Consider the following 25,814-nt stretch of genomic DNA (forward strand, 5'->3'; position numbering starts at 1 on the left):
CTTGATTCGTCTCTAACCTGTGTGCATACGCCTTTTATATATACTATGTATAGATATCCTGTTTTTGTGCAAAACTCTTAGAAATAGTTGACGAAATGACACATAATATATAAAATAAAGCTATTCCTTAAAAAACGATTTTGAAAAATGCGCGGATTGGAAAGAGTACAAGGTAATAACCAAAAGAGAGGGAAATCACAGGCTGAAAATTTCCTTGGCAATATTACCATGGAAGGTCGTCCATGATGCAGCTTCTTTGAACATACGCTATGAAAATATAGTGCATTACTAGAAGAAGCCGGTAATGGAGTTTATTACCGTTATCATTCAACGAAGTTGTGCATTGCTCAAGCCGAGCTTGCAAACAAAGGTGGTACCACGGAAAGTATACCCTTTTCGTCCTTTATTGGGATGAAAAGGGTTTTTTAGTTGATTAATTTGTTTTAGGAGGCGTTAGTATGAGTGAACAAAAGAAATCTACTTCCATGTCAGCAAAATATAACCCGCAGGAAGTAGAACAAGGCAGGTATCAATTTTGGTTGGAAGGCAAATACTTTCAAGCAAGCAATGATCCAGACCAGGAACCATATGCAATTGTAATACCACCACCAAATGTAACCGGACGGTTACACCTTGGTCATGCATGGGATACAACGATGCAAGATACAATTTCTCGTATGAAACGAATGCAAGGATATGATGTGCTATGGCTGCCAGGAATGGATCATGCTGGAATTGCAACCCAAGCAAAAGTAGAGGCAAAACTGAAAGAACACGGTACGAGCAGGTACGAATTAGGTAGAGATAAATTTTTAGAAAAAGCTTGGGAATGGAAAGGGGAATATGCTGATTTTATTCGTTCCCAATGGGAAAAATTAGGTCTTGGCTTAGATTACTCCCGTGAACGTTTCACGTTGGATGATGGCTTATCAGATGCTGTGAAAGAAGTGTTTGTAAAGCTTTATGAAGAAGGGCTTATCTATCGCGGAGAATATATTATTAATTGGGATCCTCAAACGAAAACAGCATTATCGGATATTGAAGTTATTTATGAAGAAGTAAATGGAAAATTCTATCATATGCGCTATCCGATAAAGGGTAGTAAAGAAACAATTGAAATTGCAACAACACGTCCAGAGACGATGCTAGGTGATACTGCAGTAGCCGTTCACCCAAAAGATGATCGTTATGCTGATTTAATTGGAAAAAAAGTTATATTACCAATCGTTGGCAGGGAAATTGAGATCGTTGCTGATGAATATGTAGATATGGAATTTGGTTCAGGTGCTGTGAAAATAACACCTGCGCATGATCCGAATGATTTTGAGATCGGTAATCGCCATAATTTGGAAAGAGTTCTAATTATGAACGAGGACGGAACGATGAATGATAATGCTGGGTCCTATGCAGGCATGGATCGTTTTGATTGCCGGAAACAGATTGTAAAGGATTTACAAGATCAAGGCATTCTGTTTGAAATTGAAGATCATACGCACCAAGTAGGCCATTCGGAGAGAAGTGGAGCCGTGGTCGAACCATATCTTTCGACTCAATGGTTTGTTAATATGCAGCCGTTAGCTGATGCCGCGATTGCGTTACAACATCAAGAAGATAAGGTTAATTTTGTTCCACAACGATTTGAGCGAACGTACTTGAATTGGATGGAAAATATTCGAGATTGGTGTATTTCTCGTCAACTCTGGTGGGGACATCGAATTCCAGCTTGGTATCATAAAGAAACAAATGAAATCCATGTTGGCAAGGAAGCACCAGAAGATATAGAAAATTGGGAACAGGATGAAGATGTCTTAGATACTTGGTTCTCATCCGCATTATGGCCATTTTCTACAATGGGTTGGCCGAATACAGCTAGTGAAGATTTTCAACGCTATTTTCCTACAGGGGTACTAGTTACAGGTTATGACATTATTTTCTTCTGGGTTGCCCGGATGATCTTTCAATCGAAGCACTTTACGGGGCGTAAACCTTTTAATGATGTATTAATTCACGGACTTATTCGTGATGCAGAAGGTCGAAAAATGAGTAAGTCACTTGGCAATGGTGTCGATCCTATGGATGTCATAGATAAGTATGGTGCTGATTCCTTACGCTATTTCTTATTAACTGGGTCAACACCAGGTCAGGATTTACGCTTCCACTGGGAAAAGGTAGAATCCACATGGAATTTTGCCAATAAGGTTTGGAATGCATCTCGTTTTTCGATTATGAATTTGGAAGGGTTTAGCTATGAAGATATTGATTTAACTGGTGAAAAATCACTTGCTGATAAATGGATATTAACACGATTGAATGAGACGATTGAACAAGTTACTAAAAATACGGATAAATATGAATTTGGCGAAGCAGGACGTTATCTTTACAACTTTATTTGGGATGAATTATGTGATTGGTATATAGAAATGGCGAAATTACCGCTGTACGGTGATGATGAGTTGAAAAAGAAAACAACTCGCTCTGTTCTCGCTTATGTACTAGATCAAACCATGCGTATGTTACATCCATATATGCCATTTATAACGGAAGAAATTTGGCAACAATTACCTCATCAAGGGTCGTCCATTACAGTAGCAAATTGGCCGCAAGTAAATCATGCATTTCATGATGAGAAAGCTTCGCAAGAAATGAAACGACTTGTATCGATTATTAAATCTGTGCGTAATATTCGAGCAGAAGTTGATACCCCAATGTCGAAACAAATAAAATTATTAATTCAAGCTGAGAACCAAGATGTAATTAATGAATTGAAAACACATCGCGATTATCTGGAGCGTTTCTGTAATACGAGTGAATGTACGATTGCTACTACGGTAAATGTGCCTGATAAAGCAATGACTGCGGTTGTAACAGGTGCTGAATTATTTTTCCCACTAGAAGGGTTAATTGATTTTGATAAAGAAATTGCGCGGCTAGAGAAAGAATTAACGAAGTGGAATAAAGAAGTTGAACGCGTCAAGAAAAAGCTTGCAAATCAAGGTTTTGTTAATAAAGCACCACAGGCCGTTGTGGAGGAAGAGAAACAAAAAGAGCGAGATTATCTAGATAAACAGGCGAAGGTAAAAGCTAGATTGGAAGAACTGAGGGGATAATAAAAAGAAGGGAACTGTCTATCATTAGAGCAGTTTCCTTCTTTTTAACTTCTCACTTATATGGTCTACATAAATACGAAGAATATTTATATCACTTGAATTACTTAATGTTCGAGAACCGGCAATATCCTCAATTTCATTAAATAACAGATTCCCATCATAATCAATTAAAAAGTCTATCCCTACCATTCCAAAATCAAAGTATTCGACTATTTTCTTAATCAGGCATCGTTCTTCATTATTCAATTTATATAATGTTGCTGAGCCTCCCAATTTAAAATTGGCCCGAAAATCTGTATCATTCTGTCGTAATACAGCTGCGACAATTTTTTTCCCAACTACAAAGACACGTAAATCCTTTCCCATTTGCACATGACAAGATTGAATAACAAGATTAGTAGTGCGAAGTAACTGTTGACATCTTAGGTAGCTTTGCTTATCTGCAATGTAGTAAACCTGTTTTCCACTTCTCCCGGAGGTTTCCTTAATAATAAACGGATAAGGTAAAGGTGGGTGAGAAGAGAGCTGCTCTTTTTTGGAATAGATGGTATCTACCATCGGAATATTCAATTGTTGAACAATATGATGAGTAAGAGCCTTATCATTACAAACTCTGGAAACATAAGCAGAATTAAAGACGATGATATTACATGCTTCCAAATGAGTGCTCAACATGGGATCAATCGTGCGAACAATAGCGAAGTCTAAATCCGTTATCATCTCACCGTTGAAGTAAACTCTTCGTTGATTATTTTCAATACCGATTGTAATGTTTTCTCGAATTACAAGTTGTAATTGAAGTGATTGTCGAGCAGCTTCTTTGATAAACCAATTAATATAGGATTGGTTTCCTCTGAAGTCTTTCTTGCTGTAAACGATCCAACCTTTAAGCAATGTTATTCTCCTTTTTGAAAATCAGTTAATTGCTGATAAATATAATCAATCATATCATCAGCCACATTAATTCCAGTACAATCAAACATATTACGAATGTGGGCATTCGAATTGATTTCGCATACAATCGGGGTTTGGTCAGGTCCGAACAATAAATCAACTCCAGCGAAGTCTGCCCCTATTGCTTTCGTAGCAGCAATTGCTAATTCTTGCTCATCAATTGTCGGGGTATAGGCTTCCATTTTACCACCAGCGGAGACATTTGCCCGAAAATCATTATCAGCTTGACGCTTCATGGAAGCAACAACCTGGTCACCAACCACATGAAGCCGCAAGTCTTGACCATAACTTGTTGCTATGAATTCTTGGAACATATATGGCTTCCCTTCTAGTTCGGCAAGCTTTATCCTTAACTCAGCTTCTGTTTGTATAAAGTAAACCTGTTGCCCGAATGAACCAAATGCTTCTTTAACAATCATTGGGAAACTAAATAATTGAATGGCTTGTTTCATGACATCCATATCTGGTTCCCCCTGCGTAAATGATTTAGGTGCTATCAATGTTTTAGGGATCGGCAAATTGTTAGCTGCCAGTTGCTGATAGCTGGCAATTTTATCATCACTAATGGAAATTGCTTCGGCACTATTAAATACACGCATTCCTATCTTTTCTAATTGTTTTGCTAAATAGATGTCTTTATCTGCGAATACGATATAATCAGGTGCTTTTCTATGTTGGAGATGTAGGATTTCTAAATTTCCTTCGCCAAGATACGCAAGCAACTCAGTATTCTTATAAATGGATGCAGTACCTCCTTTATGAATAGCAGCTGCTTGAATCCATTCAGCAAAATCAATAAATTTCTTTCCTGGTAAACTTCCATTATAAATAATCCAACCGTGTAACTGCATTGCTTCTGTCCTTTCTGATATACTAAATAGGAAAATTAAACGATAAGTGTGGTGCTGTAAGTTGTTTCAACAAATGAATCAAATAGAAAGTTTTATAAAAAATCGTAGACAATTGGGAATTAAGCCGGGGCTTCAACGTATGGAAAAGCTACTTAATCTTTTAGGAAGGCCCCAGGAAAAACTAACAACTATCCACATAGCAGGTACGAATGGAAAAGGTTCTACAGCAGAATTTGTGAAACAAGGTTTAATTGCAAATAATTATCAGGTAGGTATGTTTACATCCCCTAGTCTAACAGGGTTAAGAGGGCATGTTTTTCTGAATGACGAGCCTATCCCTGAGCATTTAATTTTGGATATCTGGTCCGAAATCTATCCAGCCATCTTACAATTGGATGATATGGAATTACATCCTAGTGAATTTGAAATCATTACTGCTATTGCTCTTTTTTATTTTGTAGATCGGACAGATATAGCCATAATAGAAGCTGGAATGGGAGGCAGGGAAGATACAACGAATTGCATTCTACCTATCCTGTCCATTATAACAAATATCGCTAAAGATCATACTGCTTTTTTAGGGGATACCATTTCCGAAATTGCCTCCCACAAGGCTGGTATAATAAAATCAGGTACTCCAGTCATAACTGGGGAACTATGCCAAGAAGCGACAGAAATTGTCAAGAAGGAGGCAACTGCAAAACAAGCACCTATATATCGACTTGGCAGTAATTTTACATATCACGCATTACAAGGAAATAGCATAACGTGGATGCAATCACCAGCAATGCCTTATGACTTAACCATTAATATGCCTGGGGAACATCAAAAGGATAATGCCTCCATTGCTATGATGGCACTTCAATTACTGACCAGAGCTGGATTTCATTTGGTTATATCCAAAGTTCAATCTGCTTTTTGTCGGGTGAAGCTGATTGGAAGGTTTGAAATTGTTCAGAATCACCCATTAATTATTGTTGATGGTGCACATAATCCAGCCGGAATCTCTCGTTTTCTGGAAACAATGGAGAGCAACTATAAGTATATGGATCGTGCGTTATTGTTTGCTGTCTTTAAAGATAAAGACTTAGAAAATATGCTTCACCAATTACAAGGTAGATTTACTTCGATCACCTTGACAACTTTCAATCACCCGAGAGCTGCCAGTGTTACAGAAATGCAACAATATGGAGGTGAAATGATAGTTGAACCAAATTGGCAAAAAGCAGTCAATAAGATGGTAAACCCAAACACTGTATATTTTATAACTGGTTCATTACATTTTATTTCGTTCGTACGTGACTACATGAATGTTAATAAAAGATAAATATATGTTGAACGATTCTTTAGTAAGATGACAGATTTCGTCTTACTTTTTAACCTTGCTGTGCTAGAGTTTAACATAAATCTAGTGCGGGGAGGGAAGAAAGGTAGTGGAAAATAAGGACAAGCGAAAAATAACAGTCTGGGAAAATGGTAAGCAAGTAAAATTCTATATAAACAAGCAAGAAACACAGGATTCAATTCCGACATCTGATTCCCCTGGAAAAAAACAAGAAGCAGCTACAGTTTCAGATGATGAAGGTGAAGTACCTGCTTATACTAGATTGACCAAAATACAAGCTGCACGATTTGAATCCTTAAAGCAGAAAGTAAAGAAATGGAAACCAGTTATTATTGCAATCCTTTCTGCCCTAGTAATTGGTTCATGTTTAGGGATAATGATGCTTAAAATGTTTGTTACTATAGAGGATAGCGGTCAAGCAAATGGAAGTGCAAGTATACCAGCTGTCGATAATAAAGACCAGGAAGAAAATGAAAGTCAAGGAACGGCCACAACCATTCATGGACTTCAAGCATTTGTATTACAGGGAGGCGTGTTCTCTGAAAAGGCAAATGCTGAAACATGGGCTACTAACTATAAGGACAATGGGATTCCCACCATGACCTGGGAAAGAGAGGGAAAATACTTTTTATTAATTGCTGCCGTTGCTAGTGAGAACGAGGCTGATCAATTGAATAAAAGCCTGGCTGCTGCCGATATGGATATTTATGTAAAAAATTGGTCAACGGATAGTTTTGAAGTTAATCTAACACAAAGTGAAAGTGATTGGATCAAGTCATTTACAGACATATGGAAAGCAGATCTAGAAACTGAAGGCTTCCAAACAAAAACATGGCAAGAGCTTTTGGATAAGTATCCACAAGAGGGAAACAAACTTGATGGGTTAAAAACGGAAATAGAAACTGCAATATCGGAAAATGAAAAGGGAGATTATTTACAAAGTAGAGCTGTTCTCTTAAATCTATGGTATGCTTACATGTCTGTTGCAAAAAATAATTAAGTGAATGGATGGAAAATTCCATTTTAAATCATAAGGTAATACGTATTAACTAATTATTTGTTATGGAAAAAGCAATTATGTAAATCATTCATTCCATTTCTTTTTGAAATTACCAATTTGTATCATTCTCTGAGGTGTTCTAAGATAATACTATCTTATAACAGAGGAATGGTCTGAATGAACGCTACACCTATTATGATAAAAGATGTACCAAAAGATGATCGCCCTAGAGAAAGACTATTAAGATTAGGTGCAAACCATATTTCGAATGCAGAATTGCTATCCATCGTGTTAGGAAGTGGGACAAAAAAAGAGTCTGTAATCACATTATCAAGTCGCGTTTTAATGCATTTTGAAGGTTTGAAGCTATTAAGTGATGCAACCATAGAAGAATTGATAGCTATAAAAGGAATTGGTACAGCAAAAGGTGTCTTGATCTTAGCAGCCATAGAAATAGGTAAACGCATGCATGATTATAAACCAGATGAACGATATGTTGTTCGCTCTCCTCAGGATGGAGCAGACTACATAATGGAAGAAATGCGAGGGTTGAAACAGGAACATTTTATTGCATTATTCTTAAACACGAAAAATCAAATTATTCACAGACAAACTATTTTTATTGGTAGTCTCAATGCTTCCATTGTACATCCACGTGAAGTGTTTCGGGAGGCAATCAAGCGTTCAGCAGCCTCAATTATTGTTGCCCACAACCATCCATCCGGAGACCCTACCCCTTCACAAGAAGATATCCATGTAACAAGGCGATTAGCTGAATCAGGAAAAATGATAGGAATTGAATTAATTGACCACATTATAATAGGTGATCGTAAATTCATTTCTTTAAAGGAAAAAGGGTATTTATAAGAATTATGTATTATTTGAGCTTATTTCAGTATATAGAAGTATTGAGATAAAAAGGAAATAACTTTTTGGTGAATGAACAAAAATGATCCGATAATAACACTATCTATTTTATTCTTTTTTTCGTATAATTATATAGACGAATGATTCAGTAGCGCCATTTTTCAATTATTCATGGAAAGTGGCGCTTGTTGAGCTTCATTTTAATTGGATTGCTAAAAACGAAAATTAAAGATTAGGACATGGTGGTAATTGTTTTACTTTTAACGATTAAAACGAGATAATTGGATTCGATATTATGAACCTACATATAACCACATGAATGTGATTTGGAAAGGGAGATTTTTTTGGGAATATTTAATTTTTCTCAGGACTTAGGGATAGATTTAGGTACTGCAAATACTCTTGTGTTTGTAAAAGGCAAAGGTGTTGTTGTAAAGGAACCTTCTGTGGTTGCAAAGAATAAACAAACAGGCGATATAGAGGCCGTGGGAAGTTCAGCACGTAATATGATTGGTAGAACACCTGGTAATATAACAGTTATTCGGCCGATGAAAGATGGAGTTATTGCTGATTATGATACAACTGCAGCTATGATGAAATACTATATACAAAAAGCAATGAAGAATCGGTCTTATTTTGCTAGGAAGCCAAATGTTATGGTATGTGTACCTTCTGGCATAACAATGGTAGAAGAACGTGCTGTGATTGATGCTACTAAACAAGCAGGTGCAAAAGAAGCTTTTCCTATTTCAGAGCCGTTTGCAGCAGCGATTGGTGCGGGTTTACCGGTATGGGAACCAACCGGAAGTATGATTGTTGATATTGGCGGTGGCACAACGGAGGTCGCTGTAATTTCGCTTGGAGGAGTTGTGACAAGCAGATCAATTCGTACGGCAGGGGATGATATGGATGAAGCTATTACCAATTATATTCGTAAACATTATAGTTTAATGATCGGCGAAAGAACCGCAGAATCCATAAAACTTGAAATTGGTACGGCTGGTGACATTACTAAAAATGAAGAAATGGATATTCGTGGCAGAGACCTTTTAACTGGCCTGCCAAAAACGATTACCATAACCGCCGAAGAAATTGCGTTATCATTGAAAGATACAGTAGAATCGATAGTTGATGCAGTCAAAAATACATTAGAAAATACGCCTCCTGAACTTGCAGCAGATATTATGGACCGTGGAATAGTCTTGTCCGGAGGCGGATCTTTGTTAAAACAAATAGATAAAGCTATTAGTGATGAGACAAAAATGCCTGTCTTTGTTACGGAAGATCCACTTGAAAGTGTAGCAATTGGAACTGGCAAATCTTTAGAATACATTCAGCACTTCCGCTCCCATCCGAATGTATCATCACGTCCGACTGTAGAGTAAGTTGGTGTTCCTATGTCTTTTTTACGTAAAAAACGCTTATTTATAATATTAATTGGTTTTATTATTCTAGTCGCGTTAATTGGTTTCTCGCTTAGAGATCGAGATAATCTAACAGGCGTAGAAGAATTTATTAATGATACAGTAGGATGGGCACAAGGTATTATTCATGCTCCGATTAATTTTATAACAGATATTGTAGGAAATATGGATGATTTTAAAGATACGTACAAAGAAAATCGGATATTAAAAGAAAAACTGGCTGAATATAAAGGACTTATTTATGAAGTTCAAGAATTAAAAGAAGAGAATGAGGATTTAAGAAATAATTTAGAGCTCACCGATTCCGATAACATGCGGAATTATAATCCAATCCAAGCAACTGTTATGTCAAGATCACCTGAACGGTGGATTGAGCAAGTAACGATTAATAAAGGGAAAAAGGATGGCGTAGAAGCTAATATGGCAGTCATAACTCCAGAAGGAATGGTTGGTAAAGTGCTTGCACCATCACAAAGTACTTCAACCGTTCAGCTGCTAACAGGTTTTGATCAATTTAATCGTATATCAGGTACCGTTTCTAGGGATGGACAAGAGATTTTTGGAATGGTTGAAGGATTTGATAAAGAAACCGAAAGCCTGATCTTCCGAATTATTGAGGAATCTAAAGAGGATCTAAAAGAAGGAGAATTAGTTGTTTCGTCAGGGATGGGCGGTGTATTCCCTGCAGGGTTGCCAATTGGTGAAGTGAAAGAAGTCGTTCCCGATCAATACGGACTAACCCGAACGGCATTAGTTGAACCTGCTGCTGATATGTATGATATAAATCAAGTCATTGTAGTTGATCGTGCCGTGCAAGAGGATACAGAAAATGGAGAGGAGGGCGAGTAATGAAACGTCTATACTTGCCCCTCATTCTTTTTTTAATTATGGTACTAGAAGGAGTAGCATTGGAGTTGCTACCGGGAAGTCTACTAACAAATGATTTACTTATTGTACCGCATTGGGTATTTATCTTCCTTGTGTATATTGCCATTTTTTACGATAAAGATAGAACATATTTTTCGGTAATGTATGCCCTTATATTCGGGTTAGTTATCGATATTGTATATACAGAGGTACTAGGTGTCTATATGTTTTCCTATGCCTTACTTATATATGTCGTACATGGTTTAAAGAAGCTGCTACACGGTAATATTTTTGTGACGATCTTGCTTGGAATTGTTGGATTAGCACTAGCAGATGTCGCTATCTATTTAATTTATATGGTAGTAGGAATTACCGATGTAGCTTGGAAAGAATATTTGTCCATTCGATTACTACCGACAGTACTATCTAATCTAGTATTTTTACTCGCTTTATATCCAATCGTTGTTAAAAAACTTACTGCATGGGGAAGGGAGCAATTGGCAAGAAGCAATCCTATTTAATGTTTTGTTCAATTTTCTCATGTTAGATAAATGAGGTGAACATGTGGTACAGGAGAAAAAGCAATTAATTACGATGAAGGGAACAAAAGATGGACTAACATTATTTATCGAAGATAGTTGTTCTTTTGAACAGGCGATACAAGAGCTTGGACGTAAAATGAAAGAAAGTAGGCCAACCCAGCATGAACCTATTGTCAGTGTTAGAGTGAAATTAGGTCATCGTTATCTAAATGATGAGCAACTAGAACGGTTAAAACAAACGATATGTGAGGAAAACCGGTTTACGATTCATTCAATAGAATCGGATGTCGTTCTTCGCGAAGAAGCTCGTCTTTGGCAAGCAAATAGCGAAATTAAAGCAATGAATCGAATTGTTCGTTCGGGCCAGATATTACATGTCACTGGAGACCTATTACTTATAGGAGATGTAAATCCTGGTGGCAAAGTTACAGCAACAGGAAATATTTACATATTGGGGAATTTACGGGGAATTGCCCATGCTGGTGTTGACGGTGACATAAAAGCATTCATAGCAGCATCTTTCATGAACCCTAGTCAACTTCGAATTGCTGATTATATCAGTCGTGCTCCTGACTATGAATCTGATGGTGTGTATATGGAATGTGGTCTAGTTGATGAAGAGAAGGATAAAATCATAATTGATCGACTACAAGTTCTCTCACATAAAAGAAAAGAAATAAACAGGTTCGAAAGGAGAATGCAAAATGGGTGAAGCGATCGTTATTACATCAGGTAAAGGCGGAGTTGGTAAAACAACTACGACTGCAAATATTGGAACAGCATTAGCATTAATGGAGAAAAAAGTTTGTCTAATAGATACAGATATTGGTTTAAGAAATCTTGATGTAGTGATGGGGCTAGAAAATAGAATTATCTATGATATTGTTGACGTGATTGAAGAAAGGTGTAAATTAAAACAAGCTTTGATCAAAGATAAACGTTTTGATTATTTATCCGTACTGCCTGCCGCTCAAACAAGTGATAAATCATCTGTCACTACAGAGGGTATGCTGCGTATCATTACAGAGTTAAAACAAGAATATGATTATATAATAATTGATTGCCCAGCAGGAATAGAACAGGGGTTTCAAAATGCAATTGCTGGTGCTGACAAAGCAATAGTTGTGACAACGCCAGAGAAGTCAAGTGTAAGGGATGCAGATAGAATTATTGGCTTATTAGAAAAAGAAGACATGGTTGAACCACCGCGATTAGTTATTAATCGAATTCGGAATCATATGATGAAAAGCGGTGATATGCTTGATATAGATGATGTGCTCCAAATTTTATCCGTTGATTTAATTGGCATTGTTATTGATGATGAGGAAGTTATCAAAGCTTCGAATAAAGGTGAACCAGTAGCATTTAAGCCAAATACGAAAGCTTCGATTGCTTATAGAAATATTGCTAGAAGGATTCTAGGTGAAACCGTTCCTTTACAGAACCTTGATACGGAAAAAGGGATGATGCAGAAAGTGAAAAAGTTTTTCGGAATGCGTGTATAAAAAGGTTTAAGGAGCAGGCATCGAGAGGTTCTCGTTGCCTTGTTTTTTTGGTTGTTTTTCTTTTATTCCATCTTTTTAGGAATTCCTTTCGACTAGACTTTAGGCGAGATCAAAGCAGCACAGACCGTGGCAATGAAGCGAAAAAACTTACAGTCGGCCGCAGAAAGGGAACGGGATGTGATTCTGGAGGCAAAAGATCCTCGTTGAAAAATACGGATCGCAATGGTATAAGAAATGATTTCTTTTTAGCTTAGCCTTTTTCTGACATATCTTTATAATCTCTCTCATAGACTTGTACAAATGCTTGAGAAGGATTGTGAGGATGATGAGTAAAGGAGTAAAAAAAGTACGTCAATCAATCGAACAACGAAAAAAAGCCCGAGGTGTACCCACTAAAGGAAAACCAAGCAAACAGGTGATCCCTCCTTTTTTACAAGAGGAGGAAAAGCATGGATATGCACCAGTATTTTCTGATCCAGGATATCCTTCAAAATCAAAAGGTAAAACGGTAACAAATTTTTTATTAAAAGGTACACTTTCTATTTTGTTATTTTTAGGTGTCGCTTTACTTTGGCAAGTAGAATCCCCTGTATTACAATCACCGAAAGAGTGGACAGGTAGTGCATTAACAGAGGAATTTCCTTTTGCTAAAGTAAATGTTTGGTACCAAGAGACCTTTGGAAGCCCATTAGCATTTGTTCCTGATAATCAATCGGAGAACGTAACGAGTAATGCTTCTGCTATGCCAGTTAATGGAAACGTGACAGAAACATTTCAAACAAACGGCACTGGAATAAAAATTGCTCCAACGGGAGAGAGTACAGTAACGGCCTTACAGGAGGGTGTTGTAATATTTGCTGGTAATGATAAAGAAACAAATAAAACGATTGTTGTACAGCATCCTGATAGTAGTAAAACAACGTATGGTTATTTGAGCAATATTGATGTACACATTTATCAGCATGTAACAGCAAACCAAACAATCGGCCAATTCAGCCCTACACAAGAAAGCCAGTCCGTATTCTTCTCGATTGAGAAAGATAACGATTATATCGATCCAGTACAGGTGTTAAAAGTTGACGACACTCAATAGTCTTCCTAAAATTCATCTCCATCCGATTTTATTAGTATTTATTATCATATCTTTTTTTACAGGAACGTTTATGGAACTGGCTATTCTATTATTTATCGTATTTTTTCATGAAATGGGTCATCTATTGGCTGCGCGCCATTTTAAATGGCGAATTCGAAAAGTTATGCTTTGGGTATTTGGTGGGGTAATGGACACAGAAGAACATGGGAGTAAACCATTAAAAGAAGAAATGTATGTTACTTGTGCAGGGCCATTTCAACATATAATTATTTATCTTGGATTACTGATCGTAGGGACTGGAGATATATTACCTCCTCCCGTTTTGGAACTATTTTATTATTATAATACGATTATTTTATTATTTAATTTATTACCTATTTGGCCTTTAGATGGCGGTAAGCTGTTATTATTATTTTTATCTTCTTTATTACCATATAAGAAAGCATATTATTCCATTATTTTCGGTTCGATGATAGCTAGTTTAATTTTATTATCTATTCAACTTTTTGCATTTCCTTTTACATTAAGCTCATTCTTTATTTTTATTTTTTTATTTATGGAAAATAGAACCGAATGGAAACAGCGGTATTATGCTTTTATGCGATTCCTTTTGCAACGTTATGAAGAGGAATCAAAAAATAATACAAGACGCATGCCGATTCATGTTAAGGCTAGTGAATCATTAATGGAAGTGTTTTCTTACTTTTATCGAGAAAGAAAACATGATATTCATATATATGATGCTAATTATAAACGACATGCTCTAGATGAAGCGTTCTGTTTGAAAAGTTTTTTTTACGATAAACAGGTGAATAAAAGCATTGGAGAAATTGCCGATCACATAACCTAAGGGCAAGCCTTTTATTGGGCTTGCCCTTTTTTATTTTTAAATAGAGGAGATTGCTATTAGGAATTAAAATAATTAGGGTAAAGTATATATACGAAAGGTGTTTTCAAGGAGGCAATGAAATGAAAGTAAGAATGGAATTTACGTATCGAACCCCAAAAGGTGCTGAAATGACTTGTTTTTCTGAAGAGATGAAGGTGCCTAAAGCATTATTACTAACGGAGGATTTAGAAAGAACTGGACGTTTAAAAAAGATCACTTATGTAGATAAGCATGATACAACATGGTCCATGAAGGAATTACAGCGACATATTGAGGAATTAAAAACAGAGGTTCATGATATTATCCTCTACTTCGACGGTGGGTTTGATCCAGAAACAAATCAGTCAGGGTTAGGTTGTGTTTTGTATTATAAACAGAACAATAAATCATTTCGTCTCAGAAAAAATGCACTGGTTGAGGAACTTAAGACAAATAATGAAGCTGAATATGCAGCACTTCATTTAGCACTTCAAGAACTTCATTCATTAGAAGCACATCACATCCCAATTACAATTATAGGTGATTCAAATGTTGTTATTAATCAATTACGTGGGGAATGGCCATGTTATGAGTTTGAACTTTCGAGATGGGCTGATCGAATTGATGCCAAGCTTGAAAAATTGGGAATGGAACCAGAATATGTGCTAGTTTCTCGAAATAAAAATAAAGAAGCAGATCAACTAGCTTCGCAAGCTCTTCGAAAAATTGAAGTAGTTAGTACGAAAGAAATTTAACCATTGCACAATACATGAATAGATTGTCCAGTAAAAATTGTGCTGTGCCAATTTTATATGAAAGTTGCAGTTCGTTAAAGTTGTTAAAATGAATCAAATACCTGAATGTAATCTTGACACATGTACTGAAAACATGGTAGCATTAATACGTTATTCATCGTAGCACCAGTGCTACAACCGCGCAGAACAGGTTTTTAAACCAATGAAGGTACCTGTATGGCGAGTCTGAGTTAATTAAGGAGGTGCATGTAGTATGTACGCTATTATTGAGACAGGTGGTAAACAAATCAAAGTAGAAGAAGGTCAAGAAATCTACATTGAAAAAGTTGCTGCTGAGCAAGATGATGCTTTTACATTTGATAAAGTTCTTTTTGTTGGTGGAGATGACGTGAAAGTCGGCGCCCCGTATGTTGAAGGTGCTACTGTAACTGCAAAAGTTGCCAAACATGGTCGTCAAAAGAAAATTACTGTATTTAAATACAAACCAAAAAAGAATTATCATCGCAAGCAAGGTCATCGTCAGCCTTATACCAAATTGGTAATTGACAAAATTAATGCATAAAGGATTCTAACATGATAGTTATAACCGTAATTCGTGAAAATGAGCAAATAACAGCATTTGAACTTTCTGGACATGCTGAAAGTGGACCATATGGCTATGATTTGGTTTGTGCAGGAGTATCAGCTGTATCCATTGGAGCAGTAAACGCAGTTATGGATCTATGCGATACAGATCTTGTTATTAGACAAGGAAATGACGGTGGGTATCTTCATGTAACTATTCCAACCTCTGTTTCAGATGAGAAAATGGAGAAGATACAATTGCTATTTGAGGGAATGCTTATATCATTAAGTTCAATTGAACAAGAATATAGTAAATTTATAAAAATACAAACGAAATAAGGAGGTGGAAATAATGCTACGTCTAGATTTGCAATTTTTCTCTCAGAAAAAGGGTGCAGGTAGTACGAAAAACGGTCGTGACTCTGAATCGAAACGACTAGGATCAAAACGTGCGGATGGCCAATTTGTTACTGGCGGATCGATTCTTTATCGTCAACGTGGTACCAAGATTTATCCTGGAGCGAACGTTGGACGCGGTGGAGATGATACACTTTTCTCTAAAATTGATGGTGTAGTTAAATTTGAACGTTTTGGACGTGACCGTAAAAAAGTAAGTGTATACCCAGTTGCTAAAGAAGCATAAGTATTATAAAAAACTCCAGCCAGTATGTTGGCTGGAGTTTTTTATAATCTGAGGAAAAGGTCTACCCAATATGAATGATCTTTTCTTAATTTTTTGCTATACTTTGGAACATAGTGAGGGGGCGTAACATGACAGAAAAAGAGGTAGTTCAGCTAATACAGCATTACCGACATGACTTGATGAATCATTTACAAGTCATTCATGGTTATGCATCCATGGGAAAAGTAGAAAGAGTAGAGGAAAAAACGTCTGATGCTATTGCCTATTATCATGAAGAGCGGAAATTAATGCAACTACAAGCTTTTGAATTCTTCTTGTGGGTGCTTCAATTTCATCAAATGTATCAAGATATGCGATTAAAATTTCGAATACATACGGAAAATAAAAAGGTAGAAAAAGCAGACAAGCTATTAACAGAACAATGTCGTCAGATCATGGCATTGGTCCAAGACGAAAATCAGAGTAATGATCTAATTGATATTGAATTGGAAATGGTAACAGGTAGGACAGAAGTTATAGAGGTTCGCTTGATGATTTATGGGATAATAAATCAGGAGAGCTTACTAATTCGCTTAAATTCTTTAACGAGTTTATACACGTTATCTGTATACAAACAAGCGAATTGTTTAATATGTGATTTCTCTGTACCATGTTTCTAAGATGAGGTGAAAGTATGTTTGTAGATCAAGTTAGTGTATATGTAAAAGCTGGCGATGGTGGAAATGGACTCGTTGCGTATCGTCGAGAAAAGTACGTTCCTAAAGGTGGACCAGCAGGTGGCGATGGAGGAAATGGTGCAGATATTATCTTTAAAGTAGATGAAGGTCTTAATACATTAATGGATTTCCGGTATAATCGCCATTTTAAGGGAAAGCGTGGAGAAAATGGGATGAGTCAAAATCAGCACGGTAAAAATGCAAAATCGTTAATCATTCCTGTTCCTCCTGGCACTACTGTGACGGATGAAGAAACGAATGAAGTGATTGCTGATTTAACCAATCATGGGCAAGAGGCAATTATTGTCAATGGTGGCAGAGGCGGACGAGGAAATTCACGATTTGCCACTCCTAGAAACCCAGCGCCAGATATGGCTGAAAATGGAGAACCAGGCCAAGAACGTAATATAAAGGTCGAACTGAAGCTTATTGCTGATGTTGGCTTAGTGGGTTTTCCGAGTGTGGGTAAATCTACCTTGCTATCTGTTGTTAGTGCAGCAAAGCCCAAAATCGCAGATTACCATTTTACAACATTGGCGCCAAACCTTGGTGTGGTTGAAACAAAAGATCATCGTGGATTTGTGATGGCAGATTTGCCGGGTTTAATCGAAGGAGCGCATGAAGGGGTTGGTTTAGGCCATCAATTCCTTAGACATGTAGAACGAACAAGAGTTATTGTTCATGTCATTGATATGGCTGCAACAGAAGGTAGGGATCCATATCAGGATTTTCTAAAGATAAATCAAGAGTTAACGAAATATGATGCAAAAATCATGCAACGTCCACAAATCATTGCTGCAAATAAAATGGAAATGCCAGGTGCGAAAGATAATTTAGCACAATTCAAACAAGAATTAGACGACAAGTATCCAGTTTTTGAAATTTCTGCTCTCACAAAAGAAGGAATCAGAGATCTATTATTCGCTGTTGCTGATGCACTAGATAGTATACCGAAAATATCTCCAGAAGAAGAGCCTGAGCAAGAAGAAAAAGTAATTTATCGCTATCACAAGGAAGAAGCACCATTTAAAATTACTCGTGATGATGATGGAGCTTATGTTTTATCTGGAGCAAAAATTGAAAAATTATTTAAAATGACTGACTTTAATCATGATGAAGCTGTACAGCGATTCTCTAGACAATTACGGGGAATGGGCGTTGATAATGCACTACGAAAACGAGGTGCAGAAGATGGGGACACCATTCGTCTTTTAGATTTTGAATTTGAGTTTATTGAGTAATCGAAATAAATCCGTGTAGGTAGCTGAACCAGGCTACTAAAGAATTTTTTAAAAGAAGTGAAGGGAGATTATGGTTTTGGCAGCAACGATTGGTTATTTAGGTCCAAAAGGAACATTTACAAAATTAGCAGTAGATACAGCTTTTAATGGCGAAGTAAAACAAAGCTTTGCTACAATTCCTGAATGTATAGACGCTGTGAATGAAGACGAAATTGATATTGGCGTCGTGCCGCTTGAGAATGCAATAGAAGGCACCGTGCAGTTAACGATTGATTATTTAGTACATCAAGTGAGGTTACCGATTGTAGCAGAAATCGTTGTTCCGATACAACAACATTTATTAGTGGATCCTGAATTCACGGGTAGTTACGGAGAATTAAGTGAAATACACTCACATAGTCATGCAATTGCTCAATGCCATCAATATCTTCATCAGCATATAGCAAATGCATCGATTCATTATACATCGTCAACAGGCAAGGCTGCTGAATTAGTTGCTGAGAAGAAAGGATCGATTGCGGCAATTGGCAATAAATTAGCAGCAGAATTGTATGGATTACGTATTTTGGATGAGAATATACACGACTTCCCAAATAACCATACAAGGTTTGCTGTTTTAAGTAAGAAGGAAAACCAGATAAAGATTAATCACCCAAAATATTCTGAAAAGACAACCGTCTTAATTACGTTACCTAGTGATTACGCAGGAGCCTTACATCAAGTTTTATCTGCTTTTGCCTGGAGAAAAATGAACTTATCAAAGATTGAATCACGACCTATGAAAACCGGTTTAGGCAATTATTTCTTCATTGTTGATGTTAATCAAGAATATGATGAGGTGCTATTTTCAGGGGTCATTGGAGAATTAGAAGCATTAGGATGCAATGTGTCAATATTAGGAACATATCCAGTATATCAAATGAATGATATGTAGATAGTTAATTGAGTCGGTAATCTAAATGATTGCCGATTTTTTTGAAGTTAAGAAAGTATAAGGTTTTGCTTTGTTGTGTCTAGCTCGAGCGTCTACCCCCTCAAGGTCTTAAGCAATCTTACGTTGTGGCAGAAAACGTCACTTCGGAATTAAGATTTTGTCGGGGATGACCAAGGTACTTGCGCTATTCATGAGTGTAATTATTTAGATGAGCAGCTAACTTGAAGGTATTCGTCGCATGCTTTATAGGCTCTATATTTAGCCTCTTCATCAAGAATAAGGTGTGTACGTGGCCTCAATGACTAACTTGGAAGAGAACCCTGAGTCTTAAATTAAATTATTCAACATTTAAACTTTCCATGCATATGTTGATATAGAGTATTAGCCCAGAAATGAAAAGAGAGGAGATTGATTCATTTTGAAGATACACATTGTACAAAAAGGAGATTCATTATGGGAAATAGCACAGCAATATGGTGTTGATTTTGAAGAATTAAAACAAGTCAATAGTCACTTATCAAGTCCTGATATGATTATGCCTGGTATGAAAATTAAAATCCCAGGATCCTCCAAGGCAGTAAAGCAACAACAAATGCAACAAAAGCCAAAAGAGCATGCGTATAAAGATGTTTCACCGAAACCATTACCAGTAATAAAAGAGGATGATAAAGAAAAGCCAAAAATGATGAAACCTGAAATGCCAGTACATCAAATGCCACCAATGCCGGCTCAACCACAGATGCAAATGCCAATGATGGAGCAAGATTTTCACAATTATACAACGATCAATTTTCCACAAATGCCAATGCCTAAACAACCAGAAAAGAAAGAAATGAAAAAGGAAGAGCCGAAGAAGGAACAAGTTAAACCGATGCCTTTACCGTATCCGATGCCACAACCTCAACCACAACAACCTATGGTACCGTTGTGCTGTTATGTAATGGATCCATGTTATCCACAAGTACCATTTCAAATGATGGGGCCTGCGCCGTTTGGATATGGTGGGCCTGGTCATCATCATGGACACCATCCTATGCCACAGGTGCAAGGAGCAATGGATGCAAAACACGACTGTGGTTGCGGGGGTTCTAAACCTTCATATGGAATGTACAGAAATCAAGATTATCAAGTACCACCAACGCTACAGCAACCAGAAGGCATGAATCAACAGCAACCACAACAACCACAGCAACAACAGCAACCACAGCAGCAACAACAGCAACAACAACCGGAAGGCATATATCAACAGCAACCATCAAACCTTTACCCTCCACAAGTTAGAAATGATATGTATCAGCATCCTCACCCAATGCCGCCTGGATATCCTCCATATGCTAGCTTTGGTGACGAGCAACAACAATCAGGTAATAATCAAAGTGAATAGAAGTATGAGTAGAGACGAATCCTATCATCGTCTCTCTTCTTTTTTCTTTCATAAAGGAGAATTAATGGTGAAGAAAATACGGATGATTAAACAACCATCCGTTTATTCCCTCACAACTAGTGATGAACAGAAATATATTGTGAAGCACCACCTTCAAAGACAGAAGGTAAAAAGGCAGTGGGAATTCTTTGAAGCAATGGAAGATCGAACGATAATAAATACTTTTATTCATTTTCCGAATGGTAAAGCTTATCTGGATAGTGATGATGGTGTATGGACAATTGCGCCTTATTTAGAAGGAAAAAAACTACATTATATGAATGAAGAAGATCGATGGAAAGCACTAGAATGTATAACTCAATTTCACCAAAATGCAGTCCATATCTATCCCCGCTCTTCCCGTACCAATACAGAATATATTAAACGTTGGTATCAACGTATTTTGTTATTTCAAGAAACCAAAGCCATTTTTGATCATTATCATTTTACATCCCTATTTCAAGATATTATACAGACTGCGAAATACTATCTTTCGAAATGCATGCAAATTCCGATTCGACAATATGAAGAAGAAGCCATAATGAATGGAAAATGGATTCATGGGGATGTAGCAGCACATAATTTTCTAAAAGTTGACAACACTGTATATCTAATTGACTTTGATTTAGTAAGGAATACGGCACCTATTTATGATAAAATTCAACTTGGGCAACGCTTTCTTCCGTATATTGGATGGAATTTAAATAAACTACTCTCCTATCCTATGGTTAATGAATACGATCTTAAGGCTTGGTTATACGCAATATGTATCCCAGTAGATATTATGCGGGAGTGGTTACGATTTTTAAGGCAAGGTAATCATTCAAACAGCTATAATGAACTTATTCATATACAAAACAAATGGGAAATACGTCAATATTTTTTTAATGATATGAAAATAATGCTAGAATAAAAACGTAGGATTAATTATTCAAGGAGCGATCATTATGCAAAAAGAAGTAGACCAAATTGTTAATTGGTTACAAGAACAGGTGAAATTAGCCGGCGTTAATGGATTATTAGTTGGTATAAGTGGTGGGATAGATTCGGCGGTTGTAGCTCATTTGATTAAACGTGCATGCCCTGACCATTCTTTAGGGGTTCTTATGCCGATTAATACCAGTGAGGAAAATATGCAAGACGCCAAAGAGGTAGCAGCAAGTTGCGGTATTAATACTATTACGGTAGATCTAACGGAAGCACGTGCATCAATGTATGGTAATATTACAAAAGAATTAAAGTCATCCGCAACATATAAAGAAGAAAATGCCCAGCTAGCAAAAGCTAATTTAAGTGCAAGATTACGCATGAGTACTTTATATACTGTAGCAACAAACCATAATTATCTTGTGGTAGGTACAGATAATGCTGCTGAATGGTACACTGGTTATTTTACAAAATACGGTGATGGTGGCGTGGATATTTTACCAATTGTAGAATTTACAAAAGGTGAAGTGAAAGAGCTGGCAGATTATTTAGGCGTACCCGATTCCGTACTAAATAAACAGCCAAGTGCTGATCTTTGGGAAGGGCAAAGTGATGAAAAAGAAATGGGAACCACCTATGCAGAGATCGATGCGCTTATTAAAGGAGAATCAATTCCTGAAAAGGATAAAGAAATAATTGAAGCAATGCATAAACGAACAACACATAAACGAGATCCTTTACCTCAATTTAGTCGTACGATTTAATTTCCTTAAATTAACTGTGTAAAAATACCTCCTTTATCCAAACTAATCGATAAAGGAGGTATTTCCTATGCGTATCAAACATGGATTAATATTGCTTTCTTTGCTTCTAGTTTTGACAGCTTGTGCAACAAATTTAAATGAAGATGTACAAGAAGAACAACAACAGTCTGGCAATACGCAACCAATTCACTATGAAACAGATCAAGAAAAAACCGAACGAAAGTATCAGCGGGAGCAAACGATTGGAGACAAAGGTGGCTATCCTCAAACACATCAAAAGAAAGCAAATAATGCAAACTATAAAAACGGTTATTCAGACGCCTTTACAAATGATGAGGCAATTAAACTGTCTAATAAGTTACAAAATAAACGAGAAATTGTGCAGGCGCAGGTTGCTTCCACGGAGAAACGGATTATTGTCGGAGTTATCCTCGCAGAAGATGAGAGGCAAGGGACCGCAAACACAATTAAACAAGAGGTAAAAAAGATCGTCCCTGATACTGATAAAGAAATTGTTGTATATACGGATGATGTTCACTGGGATAGTATGAAGAATTTGGATTCGAGAATAAAAGCCAAAAGTAATGGGGAGAAAATCGAGAACATCATCAATAATTTTATTGAAAATAATCAATAAACCCTTATATAAAAGGGTTTATTTTTTTATACTTTGGCTATCGACAGCAGTTACTGTATTGCTATTCTTAGTCAAAACTTTAATAAGTTCCATTTTTTTGATATAGTAATAAAGGAAATTTCTAGAGAGGAGAATGTCCGATGGCTGGTCATTCTAAATGGAAAAATATACAAAGACGAAAAAATGCCCAGGACGCTAAAAAAGGAAAGGTATTTATGCGTCACGCAAAAGACATTTATACTGCAGCTAAACAAGGTGGCGGTGACTTGTCAACGAATGCTGCTCTAAGGCTTGCGGTCGATAAAGCCAAATCAGATAATATGCCGAACGATAATATAGATCGAGCGATTAAAAAAGCTACTGGAACATTAGATGGTGCTAGTTTTGAAGAGTTAACATATGAAGGCTATGGCCCTGGAGGGGTTGCAGTTATTGTTAATGTATTAACAGATAATAAGAACAGAACAGCAGCGGATATTCGGCATGCATTCAAAAAGCATAATGGAAACTTAGGTGAAAATGGCAGTGTATCGTTTATGTTTGACCGTAAAGGTTACATCGTTATCGCGGATGAAGAAGGAGCAATCGACGAAGATGAGCTTACTTTAGAAGCGTTAGAAGCAGGAGCAGAAGATATTAATAATGAAGAAGGAGCGTATGAAGTATTTACAGCTCCAGAGGATTATCAAGCAGTTGTGGATCATTTAAGGGAAGCGAAATATACGATTACAGACTCAGAGGTTACAATGTTTCCGCAAACATACAGTTCCCTTTCAGAGAAAGATGAATCCAATATGCTTCATTTAATTGATATGTTAGAAGATAATGAAGACGTTCAAGATATTCATCATAATTTAGAGGTTTCAGAGTAAGGTAAGTCAAACTTCTATTTCTTTTCGAAGGAATAGAAGTTTTATTCATTTGTTATGACTTGTGATAAAATGGTGGAGAAGGTTAAAGGAGCCGATTCAATGATTTCATATATAAAAGGATTACTGACATATATAAAGGATGATAGCATTATAGTAGATGTCCAAGGGATCGGCTACGAAATTATCTGTGCCAACCCTTTCGCATTTCAATCCTTTGAAAATGAACAAGTATTCGTGCATACATATCATCATATTCGTGAAGATGCACAGCTATTATTTGGCTTTAAGAATGAAGATGAGAAATATTTATTTACTAAGCTTATCTCTGTCTCAGGAATTGGGCCAAAAGGCGCTTTAGCTATTTTAGCATCTGTTGATGTTGCAGGATTTGCTGCTGCTATCGAAAGGGAAGATGATAAGTTTTTAACTAGCTTTCCTGGTATTGGTAAAAAGACAGCACGTCAAATTATTCTTGATCTTAAAGGGAAATTAGTGGTTACTACAGCCGTTGTTGAAGATTCTGATCAGCCTACAGAAATGGCTAATCAAGCGATCATTACGGAGACACGGGAGGCCCTGAAAGCATTGGGGTATACGGATAAGGAAATTAAGGCAATATTACCTCAGCTACAAAAAGAGGAGAGTAAGAATACGGATGAGGTTATCCGAAAAGCCTTAAGTCTACTTATGAAAAACTAAGAAAGGGGGATAATGAATGGAAGAACGGATGATTACTGGAGAGCTTCAAGAAGAAGATACGTCAATTGAATTAAATCTGCGACCGACAACATTGAAGCAATATATTGGACAACATAAAGTGAAAGAAAATTTAAGTATATTTATTCAAGCTGCAAAAATGCGTGAAGAGCCTTTAGATCATGTCCTATTGTATGGACCTCCAGGACTAGGCAAAACAACGCTTGCTGCAATCATTGCAAATGAAATGGGAGTCCAATTTCGTTCTACATCGGGCCCCGCAATTGAACGTGCGGGAGATCTTGCGGCAATTTTGTCGTCATTGGAACCTGGAGACGTTTTATTTATTGATGAGATTCATCGGCTGCCTAGGTCAGTTGAAGAGGTGCTCTACCCAGCTATGGAAGACTTTTTTTTGGATATCGTAATCGGTACGGGGCCTAGCGCTCGGTCGGTTAGAATTGATTTGCCTCCTTTCACATTAGTAGGTGCGACTACCAGGGCTGGCTTACTATCAGCTCCATTAAGAGATCGCTTCGGGATTCTTAGTAGATTAGAATATTACGATGCCAGAGATCTTTGTTCTATTATTGAACGTACAGCAGATATCTTTAATACGTCGATTTCTCAAGAAGCTGCTGTAGAAGTTGCTAGGAGATCTAGAGGTACTCCCCGGGTTGCTAATCGTTTATTAAAGCGAATTCGAGATATCTCGCAAGTAAAAGGGGAATCGGAGATAAGTTTGGCTACCTCGGGAGAGGCCCTTCAGATGTTGCAAGTAGATAAAGTAGGTCTGGACCATATTGATCATAAATTATTAAAAGGAATCATTGAGAGTTTTCAAGGAGGCCCCGTTGGTTTAGACACAATTGCTGCAACAATTGGAGAAGAGTCACAAACAATTGAAGATGTATATGAACCATATTTGTTACAAATTGGTTTTATCCAGCGAACTCCCCGTGGGAGGGTAGCAACGTTTCAGGCTTATGAACATTTTGGTTTGAAGGTAGCGGATGATCATGAATCTCGGTAAATTATTTATTATAATAGGGGTCATTTTTGTAATCGTTGGTATCATTTGGAGCTTTATTGGTAAGCTTCCTGATGATATCACGTTTAAAAAAGGGAATGTTGTATTTCACTTTCCAATTGTAACATCAATTGTTGTAAGTATTATTTTAACACTTATTTTTTATATTATTGGCAAGTTTCGCTAAGA

Annotated in this window: 28 protein-coding genes and 1 other annotated feature; of the genes, 26 read left to right on the plus strand and 2 right to left on the minus strand. The window is 36.9% G+C overall.

The features are described from left to right. Nucleotides 1-458: 458 nt before the first annotated feature. On the plus strand, nucleotides 459-3,107 hold the full coding sequence (locus BN990_RS08260; RefSeq protein WP_038243383.1) for a valine--tRNA ligase: 2,649 nt from the start codon (nucleotides 459-461) through the stop codon (nucleotides 3,105-3,107). A 24-nt stretch (nucleotides 3,108-3,131) separates the two neighbouring features. Here BN990_RS08260 and BN990_RS08265 read toward each other — a convergent pair whose 3' ends face one another. Together BN990_RS08265 and BN990_RS08270 are read right to left on the minus strand one after the other, a co-directional pair. Next, complete coding sequence (locus BN990_RS08265) at nucleotides 3,132-4,001, minus strand: ATP-grasp domain-containing protein (RefSeq protein ID WP_038243386.1); 870 nt, start codon at nucleotides 3,999-4,001, stop codon at nucleotides 3,132-3,134. Nucleotides 4,002-4,003: 2 nt separating this feature from the next. After that, nucleotides 4,004-4,912 carry an ATP-grasp domain-containing protein gene (locus tag BN990_RS08270; RefSeq protein ID WP_021290971.1) on the minus strand — a complete coding sequence of 303 codons (909 nt, stop codon included), beginning with the start codon at nucleotides 4,910-4,912 and terminating at the stop codon, nucleotides 4,004-4,006. A gap of 73 nt (nucleotides 4,913-4,985) precedes the next feature. On the opposite strand from BN990_RS08270, the gene BN990_RS08275 reads away from it, so the two are divergent. From BN990_RS08275 to BN990_RS08395, 25 genes are all read left to right on the plus strand, one after another. After that, on the plus strand, nucleotides 4,986-6,239 hold the full coding sequence (locus BN990_RS08275) for a bifunctional folylpolyglutamate synthase/dihydrofolate synthase (RefSeq protein ID WP_031335482.1): 1,254 nt from the start codon (nucleotides 4,986-4,988) through the stop codon (nucleotides 6,237-6,239). A 106-nt stretch (nucleotides 6,240-6,345) separates the two neighbouring features. Then, nucleotides 6,346-7,257 (plus strand): SPOR domain-containing protein, encoded by a 912-nt coding sequence (locus BN990_RS08280; RefSeq protein WP_038243389.1) that lies wholly within the window; start codon nucleotides 6,346-6,348, stop codon nucleotides 7,255-7,257. 177 nt (nucleotides 7,258-7,434) lie between these two features. Then, on the plus strand, nucleotides 7,435-8,124 hold the full coding sequence (gene radC, locus BN990_RS08285) for a RadC family protein (RefSeq protein WP_021290974.1): 690 nt from the start codon (nucleotides 7,435-7,437) through the stop codon (nucleotides 8,122-8,124). Nucleotides 8,125-8,468: 344 nt separating this feature from the next. Continuing rightward, a complete protein-coding gene (locus BN990_RS08290; protein WP_038243392.1) occupies nucleotides 8,469-9,509 on the plus strand; it encodes a rod shape-determining protein in 1,041 nt (346 codons plus the stop codon). A 12-nt stretch (nucleotides 9,510-9,521) separates the two neighbouring features. Next, the gene (gene mreC / locus BN990_RS08295; protein ID WP_038243395.1) at nucleotides 9,522-10,397 is read left to right on the plus strand and encodes a rod shape-determining protein MreC; all 876 of its coding nucleotides are present in this window, start codon (nucleotides 9,522-9,524) and stop codon (nucleotides 10,395-10,397) included. Next, complete coding sequence (gene mreD, locus BN990_RS08300) at nucleotides 10,397-10,936, plus strand: rod shape-determining protein MreD (RefSeq protein WP_021290977.1); 540 nt, start codon at nucleotides 10,397-10,399, stop codon at nucleotides 10,934-10,936. Before mreC ends, mreD begins: the two co-directional genes overlap by 1 nt. Nucleotides 10,937-10,979: 43 nt before the next feature. Continuing rightward, on the plus strand, nucleotides 10,980-11,669 hold the full coding sequence (gene minC, locus BN990_RS08305; protein ID WP_021290978.1) for a septum site-determining protein MinC: 690 nt from the start codon (nucleotides 10,980-10,982) through the stop codon (nucleotides 11,667-11,669). After that, nucleotides 11,662-12,462, plus strand: a complete 801-nt coding sequence (gene minD / locus BN990_RS08310) for a septum site-determining protein MinD (RefSeq protein ID WP_021290979.1) — start codon at nucleotides 11,662-11,664, stop codon at nucleotides 12,460-12,462. The genes minC and minD overlap by 8 nt, the downstream gene beginning before the upstream one ends. Before the next feature lie 325 nt (nucleotides 12,463-12,787). Beyond that, entirely contained in the window at nucleotides 12,788-13,555 is a 768-nt protein-coding gene (locus BN990_RS08315) for a M23 family metallopeptidase (protein ID WP_031335485.1), read from the plus strand. Then, complete coding sequence (locus BN990_RS08320) at nucleotides 13,539-14,405, plus strand: site-2 protease family protein (RefSeq protein WP_038243399.1); 867 nt, start codon at nucleotides 13,539-13,541, stop codon at nucleotides 14,403-14,405. The genes BN990_RS08315 and BN990_RS08320 overlap by 17 nt, the downstream gene beginning before the upstream one ends. Nucleotides 14,406-14,524: 119 nt before the next feature. After that, the gene (locus tag BN990_RS08325; RefSeq protein ID WP_038243402.1) at nucleotides 14,525-15,178 is read left to right on the plus strand and encodes a reverse transcriptase-like protein; all 654 of its coding nucleotides are present in this window, start codon (nucleotides 14,525-14,527) and stop codon (nucleotides 15,176-15,178) included. A 165-nt stretch (nucleotides 15,179-15,343) separates the two neighbouring features. Next, nucleotides 15,344-15,415 (plus strand) — a sequence feature (ribosomal protein L21 leader region). A 16-nt stretch (nucleotides 15,416-15,431) separates the two neighbouring features. Continuing rightward, on the plus strand, nucleotides 15,432-15,740 hold the full coding sequence (rplU, locus tag BN990_RS08330; RefSeq protein WP_021290983.1) for a 50S ribosomal protein L21: 309 nt from the start codon (nucleotides 15,432-15,434) through the stop codon (nucleotides 15,738-15,740). An 11-nt stretch (nucleotides 15,741-15,751) separates the two neighbouring features. After that, nucleotides 15,752-16,081 carry a ribosomal-processing cysteine protease Prp gene (locus tag BN990_RS08335; RefSeq protein WP_021290984.1) on the plus strand — a complete coding sequence of 110 codons (330 nt, stop codon included), beginning with the start codon at nucleotides 15,752-15,754 and terminating at the stop codon, nucleotides 16,079-16,081. Nucleotides 16,082-16,094: 13 nt separating this feature from the next. After that, nucleotides 16,095-16,385, plus strand: coding sequence for a 50S ribosomal protein L27 (rpmA, locus tag BN990_RS08340; RefSeq protein ID WP_038243405.1), 291 nt, complete (start codon nucleotides 16,095-16,097; stop codon nucleotides 16,383-16,385). Nucleotides 16,386-16,513: 128 nt separating this feature from the next. Then, nucleotides 16,514-17,044: a Spo0B domain-containing protein gene (locus BN990_RS08345; protein WP_021290986.1), complete on the plus strand. Its 531-nt coding sequence runs from the start codon at nucleotides 16,514-16,516 to the stop codon at nucleotides 17,042-17,044. 14 nt (nucleotides 17,045-17,058) lie between these two features. Then, nucleotides 17,059-18,342, plus strand: a complete 1,284-nt coding sequence (gene obgE, locus BN990_RS08350; protein WP_038243420.1) for a GTPase ObgE — start codon at nucleotides 17,059-17,061, stop codon at nucleotides 18,340-18,342. Nucleotides 18,343-18,418: 76 nt separating this feature from the next. Next, nucleotides 18,419-19,276: a prephenate dehydratase gene (gene pheA, locus BN990_RS08355; protein WP_232620890.1), complete on the plus strand. Its 858-nt coding sequence runs from the start codon at nucleotides 18,419-18,421 to the stop codon at nucleotides 19,274-19,276. Between the two features lie 418 nt (nucleotides 19,277-19,694). Beyond that, nucleotides 19,695-20,660 carry a SafA/ExsA family spore coat assembly protein gene (safA, locus tag BN990_RS22535; protein ID WP_051739045.1) on the plus strand — a complete coding sequence of 322 codons (966 nt, stop codon included), beginning with the start codon at nucleotides 19,695-19,697 and terminating at the stop codon, nucleotides 20,658-20,660. Nucleotides 20,661-20,727: 67 nt separating this feature from the next. Further along, entirely contained in the window at nucleotides 20,728-21,612 is an 885-nt protein-coding gene (locus BN990_RS08365; protein WP_038243424.1) for a phosphotransferase, read from the plus strand. A 34-nt stretch (nucleotides 21,613-21,646) separates the two neighbouring features. Further along, the gene (gene nadE / locus BN990_RS08370) at nucleotides 21,647-22,390 is read left to right on the plus strand and encodes an NAD(+) synthase (protein ID WP_038243425.1); all 744 of its coding nucleotides are present in this window, start codon (nucleotides 21,647-21,649) and stop codon (nucleotides 22,388-22,390) included. Between the two features lie 67 nt (nucleotides 22,391-22,457). Beyond that, complete coding sequence (locus tag BN990_RS08375) at nucleotides 22,458-23,027, plus strand: YhcN/YlaJ family sporulation lipoprotein (RefSeq protein WP_038243426.1); 570 nt, start codon at nucleotides 22,458-22,460, stop codon at nucleotides 23,025-23,027. A gap of 140 nt (nucleotides 23,028-23,167) precedes the next feature. Further along, a complete protein-coding gene (locus BN990_RS08380; protein WP_021290993.1) occupies nucleotides 23,168-23,899 on the plus strand; it encodes a YebC/PmpR family DNA-binding transcriptional regulator in 732 nt (243 codons plus the stop codon). Nucleotides 23,900-23,998: 99 nt separating this feature from the next. Beyond that, on the plus strand, nucleotides 23,999-24,598 hold the full coding sequence (ruvA, locus tag BN990_RS08385) for a Holliday junction branch migration protein RuvA (protein WP_021290994.1): 600 nt from the start codon (nucleotides 23,999-24,001) through the stop codon (nucleotides 24,596-24,598). Between the two features lie 16 nt (nucleotides 24,599-24,614). Beyond that, nucleotides 24,615-25,628 (plus strand): Holliday junction branch migration DNA helicase RuvB, encoded by a 1,014-nt coding sequence (ruvB, locus tag BN990_RS08390; protein ID WP_021290995.1) that lies wholly within the window; start codon nucleotides 24,615-24,617, stop codon nucleotides 25,626-25,628. Beyond that, complete coding sequence (locus tag BN990_RS08395) at nucleotides 25,615-25,812, plus strand: DUF2905 domain-containing protein (protein ID WP_051739048.1); 198 nt, start codon at nucleotides 25,615-25,617, stop codon at nucleotides 25,810-25,812. The genes ruvB and BN990_RS08395 overlap by 14 nt, the downstream gene beginning before the upstream one ends. Nucleotides 25,813-25,814: the final 2 nt, after the last annotated feature.

The sequence above is a fragment of the Virgibacillus salexigens genome, from assembly GCF_000723585.1.
Lineage (GTDB): Bacteria > Bacillota > Bacilli > Bacillales > Amphibacillaceae > Virgibacillus > Virgibacillus salexigens.

Excerpts from the sequence above, each read along its gene's own strand:
- ruvB (WP_021290995.1), top strand. The coding sequence starts at position 24,615 with ATGGAAGAACGGATGATTACTGGAGAGCTTCAAGAAGAAGATACGTCA.
- mreD (WP_021290977.1), top strand. The coding sequence starts at position 10,397 with ATGAAACGTCTATACTTGCCCCTCATTCTTTTTTTAATTATGGTACTA.
- nadE (WP_038243425.1), top strand. The coding sequence starts at position 21,647 with ATGCAAAAAGAAGTAGACCAAATTGTTAATTGGTTACAAGAACAGGTG.
- BN990_RS08275 (WP_031335482.1), top strand. The coding sequence starts at position 4,986 with ATGAATCAAATAGAAAGTTTTATAAAAAATCGTAGACAATTGGGAATT.
- BN990_RS08315 (WP_031335485.1), top strand. The coding sequence starts at position 12,788 with ATGAGTAAAGGAGTAAAAAAAGTACGTCAATCAATCGAACAACGAAAA.
- rpmA (WP_038243405.1), top strand. The coding sequence starts at position 16,095 with ATGCTACGTCTAGATTTGCAATTTTTCTCTCAGAAAAAGGGTGCAGGT.
- BN990_RS08325 (WP_038243402.1), top strand. The coding sequence starts at position 14,525 with ATGAAAGTAAGAATGGAATTTACGTATCGAACCCCAAAAGGTGCTGAA.
- mreC (WP_038243395.1), top strand. The coding sequence starts at position 9,522 with ATGTCTTTTTTACGTAAAAAACGCTTATTTATAATATTAATTGGTTTT.
- BN990_RS08335 (WP_021290984.1), top strand. The coding sequence starts at position 15,752 with ATGATAGTTATAACCGTAATTCGTGAAAATGAGCAAATAACAGCATTT.
- BN990_RS08270 (WP_021290971.1), bottom strand. The coding sequence starts at position 4,912 with ATGCAGTTACACGGTTGGATTATTTATAATGGAAGTTTACCAGGAAAG.
- radC (WP_021290974.1), top strand. The coding sequence starts at position 7,435 with ATGAACGCTACACCTATTATGATAAAAGATGTACCAAAAGATGATCGC.
- ruvA (WP_021290994.1), top strand. The coding sequence starts at position 23,999 with ATGATTTCATATATAAAAGGATTACTGACATATATAAAGGATGATAGC.
- BN990_RS08395 (WP_051739048.1), top strand. The coding sequence starts at position 25,615 with ATGAATCTCGGTAAATTATTTATTATAATAGGGGTCATTTTTGTAATC.
- rplU (WP_021290983.1), top strand. The coding sequence starts at position 15,432 with ATGTACGCTATTATTGAGACAGGTGGTAAACAAATCAAAGTAGAAGAA.
- BN990_RS08345 (WP_021290986.1), top strand. The coding sequence starts at position 16,514 with ATGACAGAAAAAGAGGTAGTTCAGCTAATACAGCATTACCGACATGAC.
- obgE (WP_038243420.1), top strand. The coding sequence starts at position 17,059 with ATGTTTGTAGATCAAGTTAGTGTATATGTAAAAGCTGGCGATGGTGGA.
- BN990_RS08375 (WP_038243426.1), top strand. The coding sequence starts at position 22,458 with ATGCGTATCAAACATGGATTAATATTGCTTTCTTTGCTTCTAGTTTTG.
- BN990_RS08260 (WP_038243383.1), top strand. The coding sequence starts at position 459 with ATGAGTGAACAAAAGAAATCTACTTCCATGTCAGCAAAATATAACCCG.
- minD (WP_021290979.1), top strand. The coding sequence starts at position 11,662 with ATGGGTGAAGCGATCGTTATTACATCAGGTAAAGGCGGAGTTGGTAAA.
- BN990_RS08380 (WP_021290993.1), top strand. The coding sequence starts at position 23,168 with ATGGCTGGTCATTCTAAATGGAAAAATATACAAAGACGAAAAAATGCC.